The 24,599-nt window shown below is 38.1% G+C and carries 24 protein-coding genes and 3 tRNA genes; 12 read left to right on the forward strand and 15 right to left on the reverse strand.

Features of this window, described 5'->3' with window-relative positions:
• Positions 1-130 precede the first annotated feature (130 nt).
• Together ABYK33_RS05265 and ABYK33_RS05270 are read right to left on the reverse strand one after the other, a co-directional pair.
• The gene (locus tag ABYK33_RS05265) at positions 131-673 is read right to left on the reverse strand and encodes an NADH-quinone oxidoreductase subunit B family protein (protein ID WP_373030054.1); all 543 of its coding nucleotides are present in this window, start codon (positions 671-673) and stop codon (positions 131-133) included.
• The gene (locus ABYK33_RS05270; RefSeq protein WP_373031956.1) at positions 655-1,044 is read right to left on the reverse strand and encodes an NAD(P)H-quinone oxidoreductase subunit 3; all 390 of its coding nucleotides are present in this window, start codon (positions 1,042-1,044) and stop codon (positions 655-657) included. The genes ABYK33_RS05265 and ABYK33_RS05270 overlap by 19 nt, the downstream gene beginning before the upstream one ends.
• A 286-nt stretch (positions 1,045-1,330) precedes the next feature.
• Between ABYK33_RS05270 and ABYK33_RS05275 the strand changes: the two genes are divergently transcribed.
• Positions 1,331-1,744, forward strand: a complete 414-nt coding sequence (locus tag ABYK33_RS05275) for a rhodanese-like domain-containing protein (RefSeq protein ID WP_373031958.1) — start codon at positions 1,331-1,333, stop codon at positions 1,742-1,744.
• A gap of 8 nt (positions 1,745-1,752) precedes the next feature.
• Here the strand turns inward: ABYK33_RS05275 and ABYK33_RS05280 are convergent, their stop codons facing one another.
• A complete protein-coding gene (locus ABYK33_RS05280) occupies positions 1,753-3,486 on the reverse strand; it encodes an ATP-binding protein (protein ID WP_373031959.1) in 1,734 nt (577 codons plus the stop codon).
• A gap of 89 nt (positions 3,487-3,575) precedes the next feature.
• Here ABYK33_RS05280 and ABYK33_RS05285 point away from each other — a divergent pair, with 89 nt between their 5' ends.
• The 4 genes from ABYK33_RS05285 (at position 3,576) to ABYK33_RS05300 (ending at position 8,277) form a co-directional block, all read left to right on the forward strand.
• Positions 3,576-3,986 (forward strand): DUF1566 domain-containing protein, encoded by a 411-nt coding sequence (locus ABYK33_RS05285; RefSeq protein ID WP_373031960.1) that lies wholly within the window; start codon positions 3,576-3,578, stop codon positions 3,984-3,986.
• A 3-nt stretch (positions 3,987-3,989) separates the two neighbouring features.
• Entirely contained in the window at positions 3,990-5,816 is a 1,827-nt protein-coding gene (locus ABYK33_RS05290; RefSeq protein ID WP_373031961.1) for an HPr family phosphocarrier protein, read from the forward strand.
• A 98-nt stretch (positions 5,817-5,914) separates the two neighbouring features.
• A complete protein-coding gene (locus ABYK33_RS05295; RefSeq protein WP_373031962.1) occupies positions 5,915-7,294 on the forward strand; it encodes a PTS transporter subunit EIIC in 1,380 nt (459 codons plus the stop codon).
• Positions 7,295-7,371: 77 nt separating this feature from the next.
• Positions 7,372-8,277 carry a hypothetical protein gene (locus ABYK33_RS05300; protein ID WP_373031963.1) on the forward strand — a complete coding sequence of 302 codons (906 nt, stop codon included), beginning with the start codon at positions 7,372-7,374 and terminating at the stop codon, positions 8,275-8,277.
• A 12-nt stretch (positions 8,278-8,289) separates the two neighbouring features.
• On the opposite strand, the gene ABYK33_RS05305 is transcribed toward ABYK33_RS05300, so the two are convergent.
• The 8 genes from ABYK33_RS05305 to ABYK33_RS05340 all read right to left on the reverse strand — a co-directional run bounded on the left by ABYK33_RS05305 (position 8,290) and on the right by ABYK33_RS05340 (position 16,066).
• Positions 8,290-9,342, reverse strand: coding sequence for a sensor histidine kinase (locus ABYK33_RS05305; protein ID WP_373031964.1), 1,053 nt, complete (start codon positions 9,340-9,342; stop codon positions 8,290-8,292).
• Positions 9,329-9,961: a response regulator transcription factor gene (locus ABYK33_RS05310; RefSeq protein ID WP_373031966.1), complete on the reverse strand. Its 633-nt coding sequence runs from the start codon at positions 9,959-9,961 to the stop codon at positions 9,329-9,331. The genes ABYK33_RS05305 and ABYK33_RS05310 overlap by 14 nt, the downstream gene beginning before the upstream one ends.
• A gap of 144 nt (positions 9,962-10,105) precedes the next feature.
• Positions 10,106-10,576 (reverse strand): PTS glucose transporter subunit IIA, encoded by a 471-nt coding sequence (locus ABYK33_RS05315; RefSeq protein ID WP_373031968.1) that lies wholly within the window; start codon positions 10,574-10,576, stop codon positions 10,106-10,108.
• Between the two features lie 4 nt (positions 10,577-10,580).
• Entirely contained in the window at positions 10,581-11,705 is a 1,125-nt protein-coding gene (gene nagA, locus ABYK33_RS05320) for an N-acetylglucosamine-6-phosphate deacetylase (protein WP_373031970.1), read from the reverse strand.
• A gap of 85 nt (positions 11,706-11,790) precedes the next feature.
• Positions 11,791-13,335, reverse strand: a complete 1,545-nt coding sequence (locus ABYK33_RS05325) for a long-chain-fatty-acid--CoA ligase (RefSeq protein ID WP_373031971.1) — start codon at positions 13,333-13,335, stop codon at positions 11,791-11,793.
• Position 13,336: 1 nt separating this feature from the next.
• On the reverse strand, positions 13,337-14,560 hold the full coding sequence (locus ABYK33_RS05330; RefSeq protein ID WP_373031972.1) for an OmpP1/FadL family transporter: 1,224 nt from the start codon (positions 14,558-14,560) through the stop codon (positions 13,337-13,339).
• A 117-nt stretch (positions 14,561-14,677) separates the two neighbouring features.
• Complete coding sequence (gene nfo / locus ABYK33_RS05335) at positions 14,678-15,568, reverse strand: deoxyribonuclease IV (RefSeq protein ID WP_373031974.1); 891 nt, start codon at positions 15,566-15,568, stop codon at positions 14,678-14,680.
• Between the two features lie 9 nt (positions 15,569-15,577).
• Positions 15,578-16,066, reverse strand: a complete 489-nt coding sequence (locus tag ABYK33_RS05340) for a hypothetical protein (RefSeq protein ID WP_373031976.1) — start codon at positions 16,064-16,066, stop codon at positions 15,578-15,580.
• Between the two features lie 89 nt (positions 16,067-16,155).
• On the opposite strand from ABYK33_RS05340, the gene ABYK33_RS05345 reads away from it, so the two are divergent.
• The 3 genes from ABYK33_RS05345 to ABYK33_RS05355 all read left to right on the forward strand — a co-directional run bounded on the left by ABYK33_RS05345 (position 16,156) and on the right by ABYK33_RS05355 (position 17,223).
• Positions 16,156-16,230, forward strand: a tRNA-Glu gene (locus ABYK33_RS05345).
• Positions 16,231-16,261: 31 nt separating this feature from the next.
• Positions 16,262-16,336 (forward strand) — tRNA-Glu (locus tag ABYK33_RS05350).
• 74 nt (positions 16,337-16,410) lie between these two features.
• Positions 16,411-17,223, forward strand: coding sequence for a hypothetical protein (locus ABYK33_RS05355; RefSeq protein ID WP_373031977.1), 813 nt, complete (start codon positions 16,411-16,413; stop codon positions 17,221-17,223).
• Here the strand turns inward: ABYK33_RS05355 and ABYK33_RS05360 are convergent.
• The 4 genes from ABYK33_RS05360 to dnaG form a co-directional block, all read right to left on the reverse strand.
• On the reverse strand, positions 17,162-19,111 hold the full coding sequence (locus tag ABYK33_RS05360; RefSeq protein WP_373031979.1) for an EAL domain-containing protein: 1,950 nt from the start codon (positions 19,109-19,111) through the stop codon (positions 17,162-17,164). The two genes, ABYK33_RS05355 and ABYK33_RS05360, sit on opposite strands and share 62 nt — an antisense overlap.
• 302 nt (positions 19,112-19,413) lie before the next feature.
• A tRNA-Ala gene (locus ABYK33_RS05365) sits at positions 19,414-19,489 on the reverse strand.
• Between the two features lie 62 nt (positions 19,490-19,551).
• Positions 19,552-19,833, reverse strand: a complete 282-nt coding sequence (locus ABYK33_RS05370; RefSeq protein ID WP_373031980.1) for a peptidylprolyl isomerase — start codon at positions 19,831-19,833, stop codon at positions 19,552-19,554.
• Positions 19,834-19,923: 90 nt separating this feature from the next.
• Positions 19,924-21,582 carry a DNA primase gene (dnaG, locus tag ABYK33_RS05375; RefSeq protein ID WP_373031981.1) on the reverse strand — a complete coding sequence of 553 codons (1,659 nt, stop codon included), beginning with the start codon at positions 21,580-21,582 and terminating at the stop codon, positions 19,924-19,926.
• A gap of 110 nt (positions 21,583-21,692) precedes the next feature.
• Here dnaG and ABYK33_RS05380 point away from each other — a divergent pair, with 110 nt between their 5' ends.
• The 4 genes from ABYK33_RS05380 to aroC all read left to right on the forward strand — a co-directional run.
• Positions 21,693-22,736 carry a hypothetical protein gene (locus ABYK33_RS05380; RefSeq protein WP_373031982.1) on the forward strand — a complete coding sequence of 348 codons (1,044 nt, stop codon included), beginning with the start codon at positions 21,693-21,695 and terminating at the stop codon, positions 22,734-22,736.
• On the forward strand, positions 22,696-23,139 hold the full coding sequence (rnhA, locus tag ABYK33_RS05385; RefSeq protein ID WP_373031983.1) for a ribonuclease HI: 444 nt from the start codon (positions 22,696-22,698) through the stop codon (positions 23,137-23,139). Before ABYK33_RS05380 ends, rnhA begins: the two co-directional genes overlap by 41 nt.
• A 9-nt stretch (positions 23,140-23,148) precedes the next feature.
• On the forward strand, positions 23,149-23,820 hold the full coding sequence (rnc, locus tag ABYK33_RS05390; protein ID WP_373031984.1) for a ribonuclease III: 672 nt from the start codon (positions 23,149-23,151) through the stop codon (positions 23,818-23,820).
• On the forward strand, positions 23,817-24,599 hold a 783-nt coding region (aroC, locus tag ABYK33_RS05395), incomplete at its 3' end, for a chorismate synthase (protein WP_373031985.1). The genes rnc and aroC, both read left to right, overlap by 4 nt.

Below are 24,599 nucleotides of genomic sequence, written 5' to 3' on the forward strand. Positions count from 1 at the left end.
CCAAGTGCTTTTACAACTTCAGCAAAATGTGCATCTTCTACAGCTTCTCTGGGTACACGTGGTGCAACCCAAAATCTGTCGGTATAGTATGCTTTTCCCTGAACGTTGTCTTTTGGTACATATTTTCTCATTAGATCAACCTCGCTCTTTTACCAGTTTGTGTCGTTAAATCCTGCTTTGTATTCTTTTTCATATCTGCAGACTCTTTACGTATTTTCTTTTGAAGCATCATAAGTGCATACTGAAGTGTTTCAGGACGTGGTGCACAACCTGGAAGATAAATATCCACAGGAATGATACGGTCAACACCCTGTACTGTTGCATATGTATTAAACATACCACCGGTATTTGCACATGAACCCATAGAGATCACCCATTTAGGTTCTGTCATCTGGTCATAAAGTCTTCTGGCAAACTCTGAGTGTTTTTTAGAAAGTGTCCCTGCCAGGATCATTACATCTGCTTGTCTTGGAGACGCTCTAAAGATCGTTCCCATTCTATCGAAGTCATAACGTGAAGCACCAGAGGCCATCATTTCGATCGCACAACATGCGAGTCCATAGGTAAGCGGCCAAAGTGAGTTTGAACGCCCCCAGTTTACGAGTTTGTCTACCGAAGTCAATGCTATCGGTAAGCCAGCAGAACTGGCGTAATTTACTTGATGCTGTGCCATTCAAGTGCTCCTTTTTTCCATGCATATACGAAACCAATCGTAAGTAGTAATATAAATAGTATCATCTCAGCAAAACCAAACCAACCAAGTAATTTAAAGTCGATCGCCCAAGGGACCATAAAGATAATCTCTACATCAAACAAGATAAACAAAAGTGCTATCAGGTAAAAATGTGCAGAAATAGTGTTAGGTTGTTTAGTTACCTCTGGTCCACATTCGTATATACTTAATTTAAGTCTTTCAGTATCAAGCCGTGCAAATTTTCTACTAACAAAGCGTGCAGCCCATAACGTCGCGGGGAACGCCACTGCTGTTAACGCGAATAAAACAAATACACCGAAATATGGATGTTCTGTAATTACATGAGTCATATTAATCCCTTTATTTTCATAATTCTATTTGAAAGTGAGCGAAGCTCATTTTCAAGTTCCTCTCCCTGAAACGCGCCTTGGGCAACAAGTGTTCACTTGTTTTTTCAGTGTAGAGAACTCTTCAGAATATCTCTTTTATATTATCTGAAAGATAGTTAAAATATTTTTGGGACGTGATGCTTTGTGTGATTAGTTTTTAGTATGTAACAAGATGTAACTATTAATATGCAAAGAAAATGCAGATACAATATCAAATGAAATTATTATAACTATAAGGAATCATAAAGTGAATCTTCTCAAAAACTATATGAATATACTCTATTGGATAGCGATGGCAGGCTTGATTTTCTGGTTTGCCTACTCCAAAGGATGGATATTTGCCAACTTTCAATCCATTGATGCTAAACAAGCTATGCATTTGCTGGAAAATGACGATAATGTAACACTTCTTGATGTCCGAACCATACAAGAATATAAAAGTGGTCATCTCAGAAACGCGGTACTCATTCCGGTGCAAGCGCTAAGTAAAAACCTGGGTATGCTCAAACAGGATAAAGATAAAAAGATCATCGTGTACTGCAGAACAGGGAGTAGAAGCGTCTCAGCATCTCGTATATTAGAAGAGAATGGATTTACGCCACTCAATGTCAAAGGCGGGATCATTCAACTGATGGGGGCAAAAGCTGAATTGGTACAGTAGCCTCTTCTTTAGACTTTAAAGCCCATACTTTTCACACCTTCAAAACTGGAACCAAGTTCTTTTTCTATCTCTTCCAGGAAATCTTGATTTCCAAACACACTCTCTTCACGTACAGCTACTTTATAGGCTGTATTTTTGAGAATCAGGTTTATCTGACCCCCTGTGAGTTCATGTTTTGCCAATTCTTCTATATCAAAGCCCTCTTCGTAATCTGCATTTTCAGGGAGCATGAACTGCCAGAGTCTGAGACGTTGTTTTTTACCTGGTTTTTTAAATTCGATCTTGTAATTAAAGCGTCGAGAAAAAGCTTTATCTATGTTGCCCAACAAATTGGTTGTTGCGATGAGTATTCCCTCAAATTTTTCTATCTGTTCAAGGAAGATATTTTGCATTTGGTTATGCATTTTGTCTGCAGAACTCCCTGCACCCTCACTTCTTGCACTCAAAAACTGGTCTGCTTCATTGAGCAGTAAAATAGGATCTACTTTTGCTTTTTTGCTTAACTCTTTAAAATCATCAAATATCTTACGTACATTCTTTTCACTCTCCCCTACATACATAGAAAGAATTTTAGAACAGTCAAATGATAGTATAGGGCGCTTCAGTGTTTTAGCCAGGCTCATCGCAGTCATCGTTTTACCCGTACCTGCAGCCCCATAGAAAATAATACGTGCATCAATCCCTTTACGTTTGTCTTTAATACCCCACTCTCGGAGTTTTTTAAATACCTCTTTGTCAACCTGTTTGACAACGTTTTGCAGTGTCTCTCTGGTTTTAGGATGTAAGACCACATCATCCAACGTAGTTGTAGGTTTTAAGTACTCAAAAAGTTCCTGTTCCTGAACCAAAGCATCCAACTTTAGCTTTGTTACTTTTTTACTTTTTTTAGGATGTATAATACGCTGCATCACCTCTTCTTGGAGATAAAAAGAACGGCTCACTCCGCCAAACATATTCAAGATCTCTTCATAGTCGATAATGTCATCACTTATGAGTCTTGCACCATCTTCAAGCAAAGCACGATTTTTTATCTTCTCATACTCATCAAAACTTATGAGTTCTATCAAAGTGTTCATGTCTCGAAACTGCCCTTCTCCCCCACTATATTCTTCTTTTAGTAAGGCTAAAAAGATACGTTTTTCTTTCTCATCAAGTTCTTTTTCTTTAAAAAATTCTTCTACCACGATAGGTGCTTCTGTCATCTTGACACGTTCTTCTATACGGGTTGTCAATAGTGTCAATTTATTTTTAAGACGTCCTATACTCAGTGAGTTATCGGCAAAACCTTGTTTAAATGTAGCTATCTTATGTAAAAGTGCCACCATATCAAACTGATCTTGAAGATACTCTAGATGGTCTGTGTAAGGTTTGACCTCAGGAAGAAAGATCTCTAATGAACCCTCTTCAAGCAAACGGAGCAAAGAAATACTTGGTGTCACAGAAGTACTTAAAAGTTCCAACTTGGATGCTTCATGTGCTTTCACCTGTCCAAAACTCACTTGGATCATCCAACCCAGATCCAAAAGATTTTTAACCAGCCCCAGTTTTTCCAAATAGACATAACCCTCTGATGAAAAGTTGTCTTGAAGTATCTCCAGGACAGAGACTTCTTCCAGCCCTGACACGTAACGCTTGCAAATATACTGTACCAGTGATGCTTCTTCCTTCGTACATTTTAAATGTTCAAAAATAGATGTCTGGGTGACATCTTTCGTTTCAATAAAGTCAATAAGGTGTTTCAATCGTATTCCTAATAGTTGATAATACTTTGAGTATAACAAATATTTGCTATACTTTGAATAAGACATTAATGTATAAAAAAGGAGAGCATATGCGTATAGTATTGATAATGGCTATAGTTTCATCTATGGCAATGGCTGAACCAACCATGGTTAAAGATCCTAAAAACAATCTGATCTGGGAAGACACCCTCCACACCTCAGAAGAAAAAATGACACACCTTGAAGCAAAAGCCTACTGCCAGGCATTAAAACTTGGTGAATATGAGAATTGGCGTTTGCCTACACTCACTGAACTGATTTCTATTGTTGATCACAGTAGATATAAACCTGCTATTGTTAAAGAGTTTACACATGTTGACAATGATACTATCTACTGGTCAAGTACAGTATCTGCAAGAACGAGTAATGACTTCTGGGGTATTATTTTCAGAGATGGTGCCACAAAAACTGCATCTGGACTTTATGGCCGATATGTTCGTTGTGTAAGAGATATAAAATAAGAGATGTTCCTGTTTAAAAACCTGTTTCCAAAACCACTTTCTACGCAACTGACTGTCACTTCTAATAACGGGTTTCACCTCAGACCCGTTGCACAATTTGCTTCTTTGGCCAAATCATTTTCTTGTCATATCACCGCTACCTTTAAAGACAGAACTGTTGACACTAAAGGTGTTAATACGTTACTTTCACTCTCCTTAGAAAGAGGAGATACTTTTACACTGATCGCTAAAGGGAAAAAAGCAGATGAAGCCCTTGAAAAACTTCAACTACTTTTTGAAACACTGATGCACGACGACAAAGAGATCAAACAGATAGAAAGAACTGCTTACCGTTATCAGGGTTCCATTTTGGAAGGTGAGATCATCTCTCAAGGCATCGCCATTGCCTCCACCTATACCTATCATACTCAAGAAGTACAACACAAATCTACTATACAATTTGAAGAGGCTCTACATGCCAGCGTAAGAGAACTTGACATACTTTATACGAAGCAGAAAGAGGATGAAAACGCCGGTATCTACCTTGCACAAAAAGAGCTTCTGGCATCTCTGGGGGATACATGCCAAACATTAGCAGAATTTGAGCAGCGCATTGAGGAAGAATCAAAAAAACTTTTAGGCACAAAACTTGACTCTAAGAGAAGTGATTATCAAGATATACTCCAACGTGTCAAGAAACATTTGGGTCTAGAGGTAAATGTCACTTTCCCGGATAGACCTTTTATTCTGCTATGTAATGATCTGCTTCCCAGCGAGATCGATACACTTCTAGATACAAAAGTTGCTGGTGTGATCTTAAAAGAGACTTCTGTTAACTCCCATACGGCTATCTTGCTTCGTGCCTCAGGTATTTGTTCTCTTGTTGCAAACACCCAGAGCCTTGTTGAAAATGAGACTATCATACTTGATACGCACTCAGGAGTCGTCGTTCAAGATCCAAGCAGCGATGACATACAAAAAGCAAAAGAACGTTTAGAGAAAGATACCACACACAAAGAACTCTCTGCCAAAAAACGTTTTGAATCTGCAACAACACAAAAAGGCAAACATATTAAAGTCTTTGCCAATGTTACAGACATCAACACAGCAAAAGAAGCTAAAGAAAATGGGGCAGAGGGGATAGGTCTTTTACGTTCTGAATTTTTATTTAAGGATGTAAAGCCTTCTTTAGAAAAACAACACAAAGACTACAAAGAAATCTTTGATATCTTTGATGACATTACCGTGCGCACACTGGATGTTGGTGGGGACAAAAACCTGCCTTATATACAAATAGATTCAGAAGACAATCCTTTTTTAGGTATACGCGGTGTACGTCTATTTAAGACGCACCCTGAACTCTTGGAAGAGCAATTACATGCTATCTTCCTTGCTGCAGATAACAAGCCTATAAAGATCATGTTCCCTATGGTCAGCTCTGTGGAAGAGTTTATACAAACAAAATCTTTTGCCCAAGATGTAGCTAAAAAATATCAGCTTGATATTTCAAACCTTCTCTTTGGAATCATGATAGAAGTGCCATCGGTACTTTTCTTGTTGGAATCATTTAACGATGTCGTAGACTTCTACTCCATCGGAACCAATGACCTTACTCAATACCTTTTTGCCATAGAGAGGACACACTCTGTGCTCAAAGCAGATGAACTCTCACCTGCAGTCTTTTCTGCAATTGAGACCATCCTCAATAAAGCAACAAAACCCGTGAGTATCTGTGGTGAACTGGCCGGAAATAAAGATGCTATACCCAAACTTTTAAACTTAGGCATAGAAACACTCAGTGTTGCCCATAAATGCATAGCACAAACAAAAGAGGAGATACGGAATGTGTAAACAAAGCGACCAGTCGCTTGAGCCTGCTGCTGAAGCAAACACAGTGTTAACGCAGTGTGGAGAGCTTTGCTCTCTACACGTTCTATTAAAGGATGATAATGTTTAATTTACTTCAACGCATTGGTAAAGCACTGATGACCCCTATTGCAGTGCTTCCCGTTGCTGCTCTTCTACTTCGCTTAGGTTTTGGAGACATTTTCGATGGTCAGGTCGCCCTTATCATGAAAAGTGCCGGAGATGCGATCTTCTCTCATCTTGATCTTCTTTTCGGTATAGGTATCGCTTATGGATTAGCCAAGAATAATGATGGTGCAGCTGCACTTGCAGGCGCTATAGGTGTACTTATGGCCAAGGCCGTCTATCTTAGTATAGACAAAGATGTGAACATGGGTGTCTTTGTAGGTATTATCATCGGTGTCCTTGCCGGAACACTTTACAACCGTTATCATGACATCAAACTGCCTGAATTTTTAGGTTTCTTTGGAGGAAAACGTTTTGTTCCCATTATTACCGCTGTTGCTGCTATAGGGGTGGGTGTACTCGCTGGTTATTTCTGGCACTTTGCACAAAGTGGTATTGATGCATTTTCAAATGCGATCATCGGACTCAATGAGATAGGTACATTCATCTACGGTACACTCAACCGTCTACTTATCCCCTTGGGACTGCACCATATACTCAACTCTGTATTTTGGTTTCAACTCGGAGAATACACCTATCTTAAAGATGGAGTAGAAGTGGTGGCCAATGGAGACTTACATCGTTTTTTTGCCGGTGATAAAACAGCAGGTGTCTATATGTCAGGTTTTTATGTGGTAATGATGTTTGGTCTGCCTGCAATGGCCTATGATATCTACTTGAACACGCCAAAAGAATCTCGTAAAAAAGTAGGTGCCATTTTGGCAGGGGTTGCATTTACCTCGTTTCTCACAGGGATCACCGAGCCTTTAGAGTTTCTCTTTTTGTTTGTAGCTCCTCTGCTCTTTGTTTTACATGCCCTACTTACCGGTCTCGCCCTCGCTATAGCACAGATGTTAGATATTCATGCAGGGTTTGGTTTTTCTGCAGGCTTCATAGATTATGTTATTAACTACAAACTTGCAACAAATCCTCTGTTTATTCTCCCTTTGGGGGCAGTCTTTGCTTTCATTTATTTTGTCAGTTCTTACTATACGATCAAGCTATTTAAGCTGACTATTTTTGAAGAGACAACAGAAGAAAAAAACATACAGGAAGATGATGAAGCACAAGCATTTATAACTGCATTTGGAGGCAGTGACAATATCATCAATACCGATGCATGCATCACGAGATTACGTATGCAGGTGCAAGACAGTTCGCTACTGAGAGATGATGTATTCATTGCCTTAGGTGCCAAAGGTGTCATCCGACCAGATAAGCACAGTATCCAAGTAGTACTGGGAACCAAAGCAGAAAGTGTCGCCGAAAAAATGAAGGCACTCTTACAAAATGCCTAAATATTTTTTAAGAATTCGTTAGTTATAGATTAACTTATACACGTTACACTATATATCAAAATTTTCAAGGAGTCCTGATGTATAAAATGGTGGTAGTTTTGTTCTTTCTGCTGCTTCATGGTTGTGGATTGAACAGCTTGTTTGTCGCAGATGAAGTTGACAAAGTAACCATTGTAAAATATACGCCTTATATGAAACACAACAGGGCCTACTTCACAAGAACAGCGCTCAAAGTGATGAAAGATGATAAAAATTACCTCTATCTTTATCATGAAGAAGAGAACGAATTGGGTATACTGCTTCATCGAAAAAACCAATATATACTCTATAATTTGTCAAATCCGGAAAAACAGGCACTTGCCCTCAATGCAACCCCAAAGACAAAATTTAGCCATGTAGTAAAAAAATTTAAACGCAAGGGATATCGTACGATTGATTCTCTAGAAGCAGTAGGATATATGGCATCCGTATCTCTAAGACGATACAAAGGCGTTAAGACACTTTTAGTTGATGTGAAAGACTACTCACGTCTCCAGGATCTTTACAAACATGCTATTGCAACGTATGATGCGACTAAGATAAAAAATATTAAAACAACACTTCCCAGATCATTGATATATGATGATTATATGCATTACGAAAAACTGGCTACAACCCCCGCACAAATAGAACAGTTACAGATCATTGCCAAAAAATTAAAACTTCCGACTGCATCCATCAAGAAATATGCACCTTATGCTTACTATTTACATGAGTCATCTCTTGATGAACTGTCGGCCTATCTTTCGCAAAGATCTACAAGAGATATGCTCTCATACCAACAGTACAATATGCTAAAACAAAGAAAAACCGATCTAGAAGAAGAAAATCTCTTTAATGAAGGTTCGCTAGAAGATCTCATCGCTGCATACAAGATCAATAAAAACCCAAAATACAAAGAACGCATCTTGATTCTGATGAAGGAAAGCCAAAATACCCCATAGAATTATGATTCACTAAGAAGTATGCACAACAGAAGTGAGATTTAATCCAATCATTGTACCCGCATCCTTCTTGCTTTGTATGTTGATAGGTATCATCAATTCATCACAAAGTTTTTTCACAATATGTAAGCCTATCCCTATCCCTCTGTCCTGCTCTTTATAATATCTATCAAACACTTTTGAAGGATTTTCAATTCCTTTACCCGTATCATGTATCATTAAATTACTCCCTTTTAATACAATATCCACGGTACCATTGGCAATATTGTATTTCCCTGCATTGCTTAAAAGATTATCCACAATACGTGTGAACGCATCTATATTTGTCTCTAATATCGTTTTATCGATATCTATTTTATAGGTTACATCAGGGTACAGTACTTCAAAATAATGTACACGGTCCTGTAGTAACTCTTTCAAAGAAAACTTTTCTGACTGTGCGGGGACCCCTTTAAGAAAAATGCGTAAATTATCCTGCAAAGAGAGTATGCTTTGGATATTATTTTCAAGTCTTTGTATTTTTTGATTCTCCCCTATCTCTCTTTTAAAAAGTTTTAGATTGATCATCATGGAACTGATAGGCGTATTAAAATCATGAAGAATATCCTTCACAAACTCTTCATTAAGGCGAAGTGCCCTTTGCAGTGGCATAAGTGAATAGATAGAAAAAAGAAGAGAAACCAGCATAGCAAAAATGGAGTAGAACCAAAATCTTCTATAAAGTTTATTTGCTAACTTTTCCAGCCTGAGTATATAATTTGTTTTTGAGTAGACCACTTTCATCAAATACCTATCTGATGTTGGTACCTTGAAATAGCTATAAAAATCACCATCTTGATAGAGTATGTTTTCTTCCTTATCTTCATCCTTATCCACAAAGTCCGTTGTAAGACCTTGACACTGCAGGGTAAAGGCACATAGTTTCATCTCTATATGAATTTTATCTTCTATCTCTAATTTCTTAACCTGGTATTCATTCCAAAAGTTAATCGCTAGCAATACTTCTAAAAGTACCAAAAATATCAAAAAACTTTTACTCAATGACTCACGTTCATATTTTTTCAATCATATACCCCTGACCACGTATATTTTTGATCTCGATGCCCAACTTATTCTTCAGTTTTGTAAGATTTACACGTAAAGCATTTGGGGTAGGCTGTTCTAGAAAATCCATCAGTGTATAACTGTCTACAACTTTATTATGTGCAGTAATTAGTGTATGAAAAAGATTTTTCTGTACCTCTCCCAAACCTATCGTTTGACCCTCTTTTTGCAAAACCCTTGTCACAGGATTGTATACAATGTCCTTAAGACATATCACTTCATCATCTCTTTGATATTTACGTTTAATACGGATCACCAGTTCTTCGGGATCAAAAGGTTTTTTGATATAGTCATCCGCTCCTATAGCAAACCCTTTGGAAATAGAATTAATGTCAGTAAGCGCAGTGATATAGATAGCGGGTGTTTCGTCTCCTGCATCTTTCAGTGAAGAGAGTACGTCAAAACCATCGATCTCAGGGACATTCACATCCAAAATGTAGAGGTCATACTTCTGCGTAAAAGTCAGATCATACACTTCAGGTCCACGATGTGCTACATGTACCTCATAGCCCTCAAGTTCCAAGAACTCTTTTAGGCTATCGCATAAAATCTGGTCATCCTCAAGTAATAGTATCTTCATAATATTACAGTATACAAAAGTAAAATTAAGAAAATATTATATTAAAGCATTACTTCTTATTTTTAGGTGTCTTGAGCACAATAAAAAATGCAACCAAAATTAATCCATAGACTACATAATAATAAATATTGTCACTTTGTGGCATTAGCTCACCTCCATAATCATATCTTGGCTTTTTACAATATTTAATCGTTTTTCAATACTTTTCACATCACTGTCATCAGAGATGATAATAGGCGTGATGATATCTTTGGCATGTTCACGAATATATGCCAGGTCAACACGGATCACAGGATCTCCAGCTTTGACTTCATCACCTTCATTCGCAAGTCTTTCGAAACCTTTTCCTTCAAGTGCAACAGTTTCTAAACCGATGTGCACCATCACCTCCAGGTCTTTGGTACTTTTAATGCTGTATGCATGGTTCGTAGAAAAGATCTTTGTGATCGTACCGTCTATCGGTGCTGTAAAAACATCTGACATAGGCATGATCGCTACACCGTCACCTACGAGTTTTTGCGAAAACACTTCATCATCCACACTTTCAAGTGCTACGACCTGTCCATCTACAGGTGACTTGATCTCTCTTACTTTACGTTTTAAAAATCCAAACATCTATTTACCTTTTGTGCTTTACTTCACCGCTAACTATGGTTGACATGATACTAAAATTTTCATCAAAGATGACTATATCTGCATCATAGCCTTCTCGTAATTCACCTTTATGAATTCCGAGTTTACGTGCAGGTATTTTTGTCACAGAATTGACGATCTCAACGAGACTCATTGAAGTATGTGTTCGCATATTTGACAATGCATCATTCATCTTCAGTACAGAACCGGCAAGTGTGCCATCTTCCAGAACGGCCTTACCTTTATTGACCTCAACACTCCTACCACCCAAATCATAGGTTCCGCATTTCATACACCCTGCTCGCATAGCATCAGTGATGAGTATAAGCTTCTCTTTTTTGACTTTCTGTACCAGTTCAAGTGTACTCGGATGCGTATGGACCAGATCTGCGATGATGTCACAGGTCACATCAGAGGCAAACACTGCACCTACTATGCCAGGTTTTCTATGATGATACGGGTTCATCGCATTAAACAAATGTGTTGCATGAGAGATACCCCAGGCAAAACTCTCTTGGCTCTCTTCATAACTTGCATCAGAATGCCCGATACTTAAAATAATATGCGGATACTTTTTTGCCAATAGCTTTACAAAACTTTCTGCCCCTTCTATTTCAGGTGCCAATGTGATCATTTTAACTTCTTGTATATAGTTTTCTATAAGTGATACATTAGGTGATTGCACATAGTCTTTGTCTTGTGCCCCATGTTTGGAAATATTAATAAAAGGCCCTTCAAGATGAATCCCAAGTATATGTGCACCAGTGACCTTGCCAGCATGAAGTTGAATATTTTGTAAAGCCTTGTCAATCGCTTTATTTGACATGGTCATCGTTGTCGCCAAAAATGAAGTGGTTCCTGTTTGAGTAAGGGTTGAAGAGATCGTTTCCAGGGCATCAGGTGTTGCATCCATCACATCTGCACCACCACTACCATGTATATGCAGATCTATGAATCCCGCACTAACATAGGCACCCTTGGCATCTATGATCTCAACATTTTCATGATCTGTCTCTTCCACGATATTGACAATTCTATTATCAAATAAAAGCACTTTCTCTTCGACGACCTTATCATCTAAAAGGATCTTCCCATTAATGATCGCTTTCATTTGATCCTTCCGCCTACATCACTTTTTTTTGATGTAATTGCTTTAGGTTCCAAATAAGAGAGAAAAAATGCTTGTTGTTTTCTTATCACTCTTCTTCCCTAAGACTCTCTTTGAGAACACGTTTAAGTACTTTCCCTGTGGCATTTTTAGGCAGTGTTCTAATGACATGAATCTGTTTGGGTATTTTATAATTTGCAAGATGCTCTCTCATATATTTTTTCAAACCTGCTTCATCTAATGTCTCCACACCCTCTTCAAGTTCTATATATGCAACAGGTACCTCTCCGCTCTTCTCATCAACAATACCTATCACAGCGGATGCACCTACACCTTCAAACACATCTATCACTTCTTCTATCTCACGAGGATAGATATTGATACCTTTTGAGATAATAAGATCTTTTTTTCTATCTACGATAAACAAAAATCCTTCATCATCCATATACCCTACATCACTGGTAAGCAACCAGCCGTTAATAATAGTCTCTTCTGTTGCGGTAGGTCGGTTAAGATACCCTTGCATCACATTATCACCCTTAACGATGATATCACCTATAGCACCACGATCTACCTCATTCATCTCTTCATCTACGATCTTTATTTCGTAGCCATGTAATGCTCTACCTACAGATCCAGGTTTTTGTTTTTTAAACGTATTCATACTTACAGCAGGACTTGCTTCACTCAGTCCATATCCTTCCAGTAACGTCGCTCTTTTAAACTTCTTTGCCATGGCATCAAGTGTTTTTGGCTGCAATGCAGCTGCCCCGGAGACAAATGCCCTAATACTGTTGAACCACATAAAGTACCATGGCAGTTTCGCCTTGGCCAATGCATTATATACATCAGGGATACCAAAGAAAAGCGTGACCCGCTTTAGTAATGTCTGTTTGAAAATGTTGGCAAAAGGCTTTAGGGATTTAATAATCACTATGCTCATCCCCACATACATAGGAAGCATGATCGCTATGGTAAAAGTAAACGAATGAAACATAGGTAAAAAGACAATACCCCTGTCCTTAGGCTTCACTTTGATCGTCATGGCACCGGAATGTCCATTAGAGAAGATATTTTTATGACTAAGCATCGCACCTTTAGGTTTACCTGTTGTCCCGGAAGTATAGATAATCACTGCTGTATCTTCCAAATCTGTAGGAGTATACTCTGCCATAAACTCCGCATTTAAAGCTTCTTCAAAAGAGTAATGTTGCTCTCCTTGAACAGTTTTATCTCCCTCCCATACAATAAACCGGCATAAAACACTTGCTTTACTGCCGTTAACAACCTTATCATAAATACTCGATGCCATAAGTACAGAACTGCCACTGTCTTCTAAAATATAACTAAGCTCATCCTCTTTCAAAAATGTATTGATAGGCACGACGATAGCTCCTAGTTTTGAAGCCGCGAATATCGTATAGATGAACTCTGGTGAATTTCGAACAAAAAGTGCGATCTTGTCACCCTTTTTTACACCTTTGTCGGACAAAAAAGCAGCCAATTTATCTACCGCTACTAAAATATCTCCATAAGTGATCTTCTCATCATCCACAAAAAGCGCAATTTTCTTTCCGCGCTTTTTTGCCTGAAAGGTTATGAGTTCATAAAAGTTGTTAAACTTGTAGTCCATCTTAGTACTCGTACGCTACGCCTATAGTGGTCAAGAATGCTCCACCTTCACTAAATCCTCCCCCATATTGAAGAACTGGATTAGTATTGACTCCGGCAGGGACAGAAAAGCTCTCTTTACTATCATACAGGAAAGCTGCACCCCAAGAGAGATTTTCTGATTGTTGATATCTGAATCCCATAGAGAAGATCTTGGCATCACTGTCAGGAAGTTCAAATCCTAATCTCTCCACGGGAACTGGTGTCTCGTCTATAGCAAACCCCATCATCGCTGTGATCTTGTTTTCCATTTTGATAGTTGCCCCAAATCTAAAAGTATCAGTATCTTTCCAGTTTTTGGGAGAGATTCGTAAGTTTGTATTTGTAAATTCTAATGTTTTATATTCTGACCAATAGGTTCTTTCATAAACAGCTTCCAGTGTAAAGGTATTATTCCATGTTTTTGAAATAGCTAAATTCAATGCAGCCGGTAGTGGTACAGATACTCCAGCATCTCCACTTATTGTAATACCGGAAGGAGGATCTGTGGGAAGTGGGTATGTTATTGTTGCCGTACCGTCTTCATCAAGATCTATATTTGATCTATATGTTGCAGCTATATTGATATCATCTGTTGGTTTATATGTCATAGCCAGGTTATATCCAAATTCAATCGTATCTCCTTCCATATCAACTTTAAAAGGTGTGCCCGTATCTGTGGCATCATTTTTTACAACACCTTCACTGTATATAAGTCTTAACCCACCTCCAATACTCAAATTATCCATTAATTTATATGAAACTGAAGGGCTGAATTCTATAACTTTCAATGTAAATTCTTCAGCAAATGATTTTTGCGGTTGATTATGCCATCTTTTCGTTAATCCTCCTGGTACAGTAAGACTAACACCCCATCTAAAATCACCCATCGCCGGTGCTACATAATGTAAAAATGGGATTGGAAGATTTTCTTCTTCTGATTCTCCAGAATATGGAGCAATCAATGTATATTTATTTGAAGGCAAATGCGCAAGGGTAAGGCCACCCTCTACATAACTTTTATCGGCATCCATGAAACTCATATTTGCCGGGTTAAAATACGCTGTATCTGCCCCTGTTGTATGTGCTACATAGGCAGCTCCCAATGCCATTGAGTTCAGTGACTGCTCTGGAATTTTATATCCCCCTGCCATAACAACAGAACTTGCTATTGCACTAAGTGCTAAACCTTTTACCATTCTTCCCATTTTTCCTCCATTTTTTATTCAATTTCTCTCACTTTTGGCCCAACAGGCTGATGCCGAAAACTACTGAATGATTTCTCGTAAAAGCCCCGTCCCATGACTCCAAAAAATTATCTCAATTTACTCAATCAAAGCATACAATGCCCTGATCTCCTCTGCCCAGATTGACTCATCAATTGTTTCCAAGACAAGTGGTATGTCATCCATACGCGAGTCATTCATAATGAATTTGAAGGCATCCCATCCGATCTCTCCTTGTCCTAACGAGTGGTGTCTGTCCACACGAGAACCTAAAGGTGGCTTAGAATCATTAATGTGCATTCCCATCAAGTACTCTCTTCCTACTACTTTATCAAAACTGTTCCATGTCTCATCATAGGTTTCTCTGGTACGGATATCATATCCGGCTGTAAACATGTGACAGGTATCGATGCAAACGCCTACACGACTTTTATCTTCTACCTTATCTATAATATGTGCCAAATGTTCAAATTTATATCCAAGGTTGGAACCTTGTCCTGCAGTATTTTCAATGACAAGTTTTACATTTGAATCTGAAGTTGCTTCAATAGCTCTATTAAGTGATTCTCCTATAACATCCAAACATCCTAATTCTGCCTGCATAAGTTTATCCATATACTCCGGGTCTTTTTTAGCTATTTTGGTCAAGTGAGAACCTGGATGAAAGTTAAGTCTGTCAAGCCCTAAAATACGACAACGTTCCAGTTCATCTATAAATGCATCTCTTGATTTTTCAAGTTTTTCTACTTCAGGATGCCCAAGGTTTATAAGATAAGAGTCATGGGGTAATATATGTTTAGGCAATATGCCTGAAGCTTCAAGATTTTTATGAAATGCATCTATTGTTTTTGTCTCTAAAGGTTTTGCTACCCACTGCCTTTGGTTTTTAGTAAAAAGTGCAAATGCTTTAGCTCCTATAGCCATAGCATTGAGTGGTGCATTTTCTACACCTCCACTTGCACTTACATGTGCTCCGACAAATTTTGCCATTTCAGTACCTTAATATTGTTTTTTCACTTTTATAAGTATTGTATTGATTGTATCATGGAAAATAATTTGATTGTTTAAAACATTATAGTCGATATTATATTTATCTTTTTTTATGATTCTTTGTGTAAACCCGTCACCTTTTCTCTCTAAGCCAAGACCATTAAACAGAGGTTTCCCTCTAAAGATATTTTCCAATATATTCTCCGGATACATATCACTTAAGACTTCTTTGTTGAAAGTACTTTTACCCATACATTCCAACAAACTCATGCACACGGAAGTCTCAGATATCTCTAAAGACATCAATGCCTGTCCACTGCCGTAAATCTCTACTTTTACCTCTTCTTCATTCTCATAGATAAACCCCATGTCTGCATATTTGAATGTAGGTGTTTTAAACATGATGAATGCAGAATTTTGTTTAACATATTCCTTAGGAGCACATGCAGAGAAAAGAAACCCCATCATCAGAAGCGAAACTGTTCTTTTAAAATTCATTTATTTTTCCATTTTTTTAGATAAATTATACACTATTTAAGAGATTTTTAAGCACCCTATCTATATAATCCCATCCACAAGTTACAGATGGCCCCATCGTCTAGCGGTTAGGATCCATGGTTTTCATCCATGTTACAGGAGTTCAAGTCTCCTTGGGGTCACCATTTTATAGCTTGTAAACTTTTCAATATTTGTGGCCCCATCGTCTAGCGGTTAGGATCCATGGTTTTCATCCATGTTACAGGAGTTCAAGTCTCCTTGGGGTCACCACTTATTTATTGATCTACTACACGATATTAATTTATAAAAAATCCACTATAATACAAATAAAAGTGAGCCTTTAAATGTTTCGTCTACTTTATATAACTATATTACTCATATTACCTTTACAAAGCATTGCTTCTATCTCTTATACTGTTCGCATTGCTGTATATAACAATGTTGATTCCCTACAAGAAAAGTTAAGCAAACTCTCTCCCGAACTAAGAAAAACTGTTGAGATACAACAAAGAGGAGAACAGCATGTTGCCTGTTCTGCACATACAGACAATAAAGAAACGCTAGAAAAACTTTTACCTTTTTATCAAAAAGTTTTTCCTGATGCCTTCATATCAGCATATCAAACAACAGAAGCGAACACAACACAGATGAACACTGTAAAAAAAGCTGAAGAAAACAAAAGGATGCCTCAAACAACAGAGATTCACCCTGTCGAGGCTACAGAGGTGGAAGATACACCTTCTAATATAAAACAACAAATAGTCTACACTCCCTATAGTCGCAAAATAGTCAATCCGACAAAAAACGATATCCCTTTATATGACAGGTTTCATCAAAAAACACTTTATCTTTGTGCCTATGGTGCAGAACCGTGGTTACCTAATGTACTGATACATGTAGCATTTTTTGACAAAGAAGTTATCTATACACCTATTAGTGGAGATATCTCACCTAGAAGAGAAGTATATACCACAGATCAGAACAAGCTCCACATATCCCAACAAGGTCTTTTTGATTCGGAGATCTACAGTACAATTGACAGTATCACATCAGACTACTATCTCATTTCAAGCTGGGTAGGCAAAAATAAAGTGACTACGATACGTTACTATTTTGATCTGGAAAAAGCTGAAGCCTATGTTGCTTCTCTGAAATAATCAGAGGGTTTTTTATCTCTAGGTGTTTAGCATCCAAAAAGAGTTTTTCAAATTCATTATCTTTAATGGGTTCTGAAAAATAAAAACCTTGTAAAACATTACATTTTTGATCTACTAGAAACTTTCGCTGCTCTTCATTCTCAATACCTTCTGCCACAATATTCAATTTAAGGTTTTTAGCAATAGCAAAGATCGTCTCAACAAAGCATCTATCCTCTTCATATTCAAGTTTGTTCAACTCTGATATGAATGATTTGTCGATCTTGATCTCATCGATAGGCAACTGACGAAGATAACTTAAAGAGGAATATCCTGTTCCAAAGTCATCCATTGAAAAACGAATACCATAATTTTGAAGGATACTCATATTCATAATCAGTTGTCTTACATCTTCAGCAACTGAAGTCTCTGTAATTTCAAACACTATTTTTCTACGTTGTTCTTTTGTAAGACACTTGTCACAAAGCTGTTTAACATCATGAAGGAAACTATGATGAAAGAGTTGCCGCATACTGATGTTAATCGACATCTGTTCTAAGTAAATACCTTTTTCTTCCCAGTTCTTCAATGTTTGAAATGACTTTTTTAAAATGTCATATCCCAATTCTATAATGAAACCTGTTTTTTCAGCGATAGGGATAAACTCTGAAGGACCGACAACTCCAAGTTTTTCATTGTTCCATCGGGCAAGGACTTCACAACCAATAATCTCATTCTCAGGATTGTACTGTGGCTGATAAGTCAAAAATATCTCATCATTTTCAAGAGAAAAATGTAATAGACGTTCTATTTCAAGTTTCCATTCGACGCGTTTTGCCAGTTGACTATTGAAGAGTATAATGCCGTTTCTCCCCTGTAATTTAGCCTCATACATAGCGATATCAGCTTCTTTAATAAAAATACTGGCCTCCATTTGAGGATTACTAATGATACTCACACCGATACTGGCACTGATATATAAATGATGCTCTTCTATATGGTAGCTTTCTCTGATCACTCCCAGTATTTGTTCAGAAAAATATGAAGCATGTCTCAAACACTCCTCCTCCGTATCATAAAAAGAACTCAGGATACAAAACTCATCTCCTCCAAGACGGGATACATCGTTTTGATATTGTTTGGAAAGAGATAACATACGCTTTGCAACTTCACGTAGTAACAAATCTCCAATATCATGCCCCAAAGTGTCATTAATGGTCTTAAAATGGTCCAGATCGATCAGTAACAAATAGACATAGCGGTTGTCCTGTTTTTGGATCTTTATAGAGTTATTAAGAAGTTCAATAAAATAACGTCTATTTCCAAGTGAAGTTAAAAAGTCATGATAAGCCTGGTATTGACTTTTGATCAGATAGTTAAAGGTATTGTGCGCAGCATATAACAGGACACCACTTAAAACCACTGTAAAAAAAGCCAGTAGATAACTATAAAATTCACCTACCAAGATAAAATAAATGGTCAAAGGCAGCATGAGGCTGGCTAAAGTAACAACAGCCAGTTTTTTCTGTGAAGCCAAAATGGTTGCAGAGACAACAGTGACCCCTAATTGTGTTGCGATGGCCACATAGTGCAACGCTATCTCACTGCGTAATGTATACATAACGAACATCACAGTCCAAACAGAAAAATAACTAAATAAAAAATATCTCAGTTGCCCAAGCCATTTTTCTTTTTGTTGAAGACTAAGATCATTATCCAGAAAAACCCTATGCAGTCTATATCCCCAAAAGGAGAGAGCCAACACAACAGAAAACCATAAAAGTTCAGGTAACAAAGAAGAGTAAAGCCACCCTATATAAATATAACCCATTCCGGTACCGATAAAAAGTGCGATCACTACAAGTATCTGTTTGTGCATAAAATGATAAAAGTTCATATTGTCGAGCATGGGTAGACCTTAAGACTCTCATTAGAGAAAGATTAACTGATGATATAAATAATATTGTCAATATAATTATAATATTTGAAATTGTTATAACTTATTACAGATAAAACAAATACTTAACATATTAGCTTAGTTCACTGTATATAAAAGGTTAATAACTTTTTTCTTTAAGTTTCTTATATAATACGCATCCTTTGGTTACATTCAAATCACAAGCTTTACTATAGTGGCTCTTTGCTTTCGCGTATCTAGTATAGAAAGTAATGGCAAAGTTTTTATTGTTTTAATCAGATTGAATTGAAGTTTGGTGGAGCATAACGGGATCGAACCGATGACCTCTTCGCTGCCAGCGAAGCGCTCTCCCAGCTGAGCTAATGCCCCACAAGTTGGAAGAATAGGATTTTAGCATAAGACAGGTAAAAGACACCTATCTTACATGTGTTTTATGAACGCTCTGTTATTTCAAGCAGGTGATATCCAAATTGTGTTTGTACTGGACCGTGAACTACACCTACCTCATCGTTGAAAACAACTTTATCAAACTCCGGTACCATTTGACCTTGACCAAAGCTACCTAACTCTCCACCTTTTGCACCTGATGGGCAAGTAGAGTTTTGCTTTGCTGCTTCTTCAAAAGTGATCTCACCTGAGTTTATCTTCTCTTTTAATTCGTTACAAAGTGCTTCGTCGTTTACCAATATATGTCTTGCTGATGCTGTTGCCATTTTTAATTCCTTAAGTTTTGTTTTTTCATATTTAAAAAGTATGTTTGCACATCTTTATATACTATTTTCCCTTTCTAACAAGTAAAAAAATTATAAGCCTGCTTCATAAGCGACCAATTCACCCTTTTTCAACCTGGGTATGATATCTGTCCTTATCTTGCGTATGAGAAAACTCTTTTTTTCAAATGGTATCTGTTGAGAAGATGCGATACTCTTTAGCTTTAGATCATAATGTTTTATGAGAAAACTACGTAGCACATTGTTGAGCTCCTCTTCAGTCATCACTTCTAAACTATCATCCACACTCAATCCTACCAAACCAGGGTGTTCAGTCTCACCGTTGATAAGGGCTGTAAAAAGTTCTGCATAGCTACCCAAAATAGTGATATCCATCACACTTAAAACATTATCTATCAGATCCGGGTGTTCAATGAGGGTCTTTAAAATGCTCAATTGCGCTACATCATCTCTTTTTTGTGTGAAGCTTTCTCTTGCCCTGGCAGGGTTTGTCTCTTTCCCGAAAAATGATGGAGAAAGTCCCAATACCGTAGCTGCCATAGGAATGTATGCATCTTTGATGATCTGACTGAGTGTATCCAGATACTGTTTCACTGCGCCAAAAGCTGCTTCTTTGGCTCGAGGATCATTTAAATTATACATAGAAACAATCATCTCTAATACAAAAGGGATAAGCGGTTTAGCCTCACGAAGTAATTTCGCGACTGCTTCACTCTGTCCTTTGGCTATAAGGTCTGCAGGATCTTGTCCGTCAGGAAAGAGTACGACACCTCCATCAAATCCTGCCACAGATAACATCTGGGCCGCTTTAAGTGCAGCAGCTACCCCTGCTTTATCACCGTCATACGCTAAGATCACTTTGGGATCCCCTTTACGTAACAGTGGTAAATGTTCTGTTGTAAGTGCAGTTCCCATCCCTGCGACCGCTTCTTTAAAGCCCGCCTGATGGAACATCACTACATCCAGATACCCTTCACAAATGATGATCTTTTTATTTTTATAAATACTCTCTTTGGCTAAGTGATAACCGTATAGAAGCCGCGACTTATTAAACAGTTTTGTTTGGGGAGAGTTGATGTACTTCGCAGGATGATTCGTGATGGTCCGACCACCAAAGCCGACCAGTGATGCACTGATAGAGTAGATAGGAAAAGTGATCCGCTCCACTAAACGTGCATAATACCCATTGCCGTTTTCGCTTTGTGCGATGATTCCCGCTTCTGCCGCTTGGGGTAAAGGAAGTAAGGCACTTTGTAAAAACTGCATCACTTCCTGTCCACTTGGGACATAGCCTATCTCAAACGTTTCAATGGAATTTTGAGATATACCTCTATCAAGCAGATACTTCATAGCAGGTTCATTGTGGTTAAGATTTTTTACGTACCATTGCCCTACGGCTTCAAGTACACGCTTTGCATCTGAGTAGTCAGAACTTCCCTTAGTGTAAGTCAATGAAAAGTTATTCATAGAAGCGAGTTTTTCTATGGCTTCAGGGTAAGAGAGTTTTTCTAATTCCATCACAAACTTGATGCTGTCTCCCCCAACACCACATCCAAAACAATGGTATATCTGTTTGCTTGGGCTTACCACAAAAGAAGGGGTTTTTTCTCCATGAAAAGGACAGTTCGCTTTGTAATTTGCTCCTGCTTTACGTAACTCTATAAAGCTACCTATTACATCTACAATATCTACACTGTTCTTTAAAGATTCTATCGAGGCATTATCTATCATTCTAAAATTATATCTAATTAGATATAATTTAAGGACGTAAACAGAGTAAAGCTCACGTGACCGTTACTTTAACCTTTTACCCATAACTATTGCATCTCTTAAGGATTATTTTGGAACATATATTACCTTCATACAATGACCCCCTTTTCAGTATCATGCTCATTGTTGTCATTTCCCTTATCATTGCGCTTGTTACCTATGGATGGGGACTTCATAAACAACAAAAAGAAGAAGGAAACCTGCTTAAATTTTTAGAAAAATTTGACAGTTCTGAATGTGCTTTGGAAACAACCGACATGCCTTTCGAGTCCAATATGTTTAAACCCCTTTCACTCCTTGCCAAGGCATTTGAAAATACAGGTGAATACCATAAATCCATCAATATCTATATTTACCTCATTAAAAACATTTCACATGCCCCAGGAGAAATTGAACTAATGGAACGCCTGGGTAATACCTATCTTCATGCTGGATTTTTAGAGCGTTCCAAATCTATCTATACAGAAATTTTACGCAAAAAACCTCGTAATGTTAAAGTCCTTTATGAACTGGGTATCGTCTATGAGATCATGCAAAAATATGATAAGGCCAGAGAAGTGTTAGGTCCTCTTAATATGCTGGGTGAAGACACAGAGTCACTGGAGAAATTTTTGGACTTTTCAGAACTCCTTGCAAATAAAAATATGTCTGTACAAGAGAAGATAGACCGTCTTCTAGTGATATTAAAAGAAGAACCCGGCCTCTATCGACAAATAGCCGCAGCACTTTTAAAACTTGATACCAAAAGTGCATGGGAGATCATCGATCCTGAACGTATCAAAGAGCTTCTTGACGTCCTTTGGTTCTTACCAAATTCACAACTCGATTTAGATATAATCGCATCGAATGAGAAGCTGCGAACGCTTTACTATGCCAAAGGGTATCTGCAAGATCCCGCTACCCATAGTGGTCTCTTTAGTTTAGATATGTTAGCAACAGCAAAACAAAGTGGCTTTGAAGATGGAGATTTGATATTTTCCTATCTCTGTCAAAAATGTAAACAGAGTTTTCCTGTTTCTTTTAAACGCTGTCCAAACTGTATGGCGATAAATTCTGTTAAAGTTGAGGAAAAAATTGCAAAATCAAGCCCGAAAACAGATTACTCTTTACTCTGATGGCTCCAGCCTGGGCAATCCAGGACCTGGGGGGTATGGAGGCATCTTAGAGTATAAAGGAAAGTGTAAAGAGTACTCTGGTTCAAATGTACACACCACAAACAACCGTATGGAACTTCAAGGTGTCATAGAGGGGCTCAAACTGCTCAAAGAACCTTGTGATGTAGAAGTCGTGTCAGACAGTTCTTATGTGGTTAAAGCCATAAACGAATGGCTAGAGGGTTGGGTGCGTAGAAACTTTGCAAAAGTAAAAAATGTAGACTTATGGGAAGCATACCTTGAAGCTGCTGCTCCCCATAATGTAAGTGGTACCTGGGTAAGAGGTCATGATGGGCATCCGGAAAATGAACGTTGTGATGAACTGGCCAGAGATGAAGCAGAAAGAATAAAATTAACACTATAGGAGAAATTTATGAATGATTACAGTCAACTAGAAGAACGACTGAACTATACATTTAAAAACAAGCAATTGATTATTGAGGCTCTAACGCATAAAAGTGACAAAAAGCCTTACAATAATGAGCGGCTTGAGTTTTTGGGAGATGCAGTACTTGACCTCATTGTAGGGGAGTACCTTTTTAGAAAGTTCCCAAATTCAAATGAAGGCATACTTTCAAAGATCCGTGCGTCACTTGTCAATGAAAGCGGTTTTACCCTTTTAGCAAGAAAATTAGACCTAGGGTCATATATCTACCTTTCATTGGCAGAAGAGAATAACAATGGACGTGACAAACCCTCATTGCTTTCCAACGCCTTTGAAGCGATCATTGGTGCTATTTACCTTGAAGCAGGATTAAATACAGCCAAAGAGATATCCATTAAACTATTGGAAGAAAGTCACCCTAAAATAGACCTTGATTCTCTTTCAAAGGATTACAAAACTGCCTTACAGGAACTCACACAGGCAACACACGGTGTGACTCCTCTGTATACTCTTTTGGATTCTTCGGGACCAGACCATAAAAAAGAGTTTATTATCGCTGTGATACTTGATGAGAAAACCATTGCGACAGCAAAAGGTAAAAGTAAAAAAGAAGCTCAACAAAAAGCAGCTGAACTTGCATTAAAGGAATTAAAAGCATGAATACCTTTGGAAAAAAACTAACTCTCACTACTTTTGGTGAATCTCATGGTAAAGCACTGGGATGCATACTTGATGGTGTACCTGCAGGTCTTAATATAGATGAGGCATTTATTCAAAGTGAACTGGACAGAAGAAAACCCGGTAAATCTAAACTGGAAACAGGACGTAAAGAAGATGACAAGTTTGAGATCCTTTCTGGTACATTTGATGGAGTAAGTACGGGTACCCCTATCGCGATGGTCATCTTTAATACCAACCAAAAATCCAAAGACTATGAGAATGTAAAAGATCTCTTTCGTCCCGGTCATGCAGACTTCACTTACTTTCACAAATATGGATTAAGAGATTACCGTGGCGGGGGAAGGAGTTCGGCTAGAGAAACTGCTGCACGTGTGGCAGGTGGTGCCATCGCAAAACTGATGCTTAAAGAAGTGGGTGTTTCTATACAGAGTGGTCTCTGTGAAGTCGATGGTATCAAAGGGTCCGTACAAGATTTTGAATATGCAAAAAGTTCCAAGATGTACGCCCTTGACCCTGCACAGGAAGCTGCACAGGAAGCTGCGATCTTGGCAGCAAAAGAGAATCATGACTCTGTAGGGGGTGTGGTACTTACGACTGCCACAGGCGTACCTATAGGACTGGGTGAACCCCTCTACTACAAACTCGATGCCATACTTGCAGAAGCAATGATGGGCATCAATGCGGCCAAGGCGGTAGAGATAGGAGATGGTGTTGCCAGTACCCACTTAAAAGGGAGTGAGAATAATGATGAAATCACC

The organism is Sulfurovum sp. (genome assembly GCF_041562805.1).
In the GTDB taxonomy this organism is placed as follows: Bacteria; Campylobacterota; Campylobacteria; order Campylobacterales; family Sulfurovaceae; genus Sulfurovum.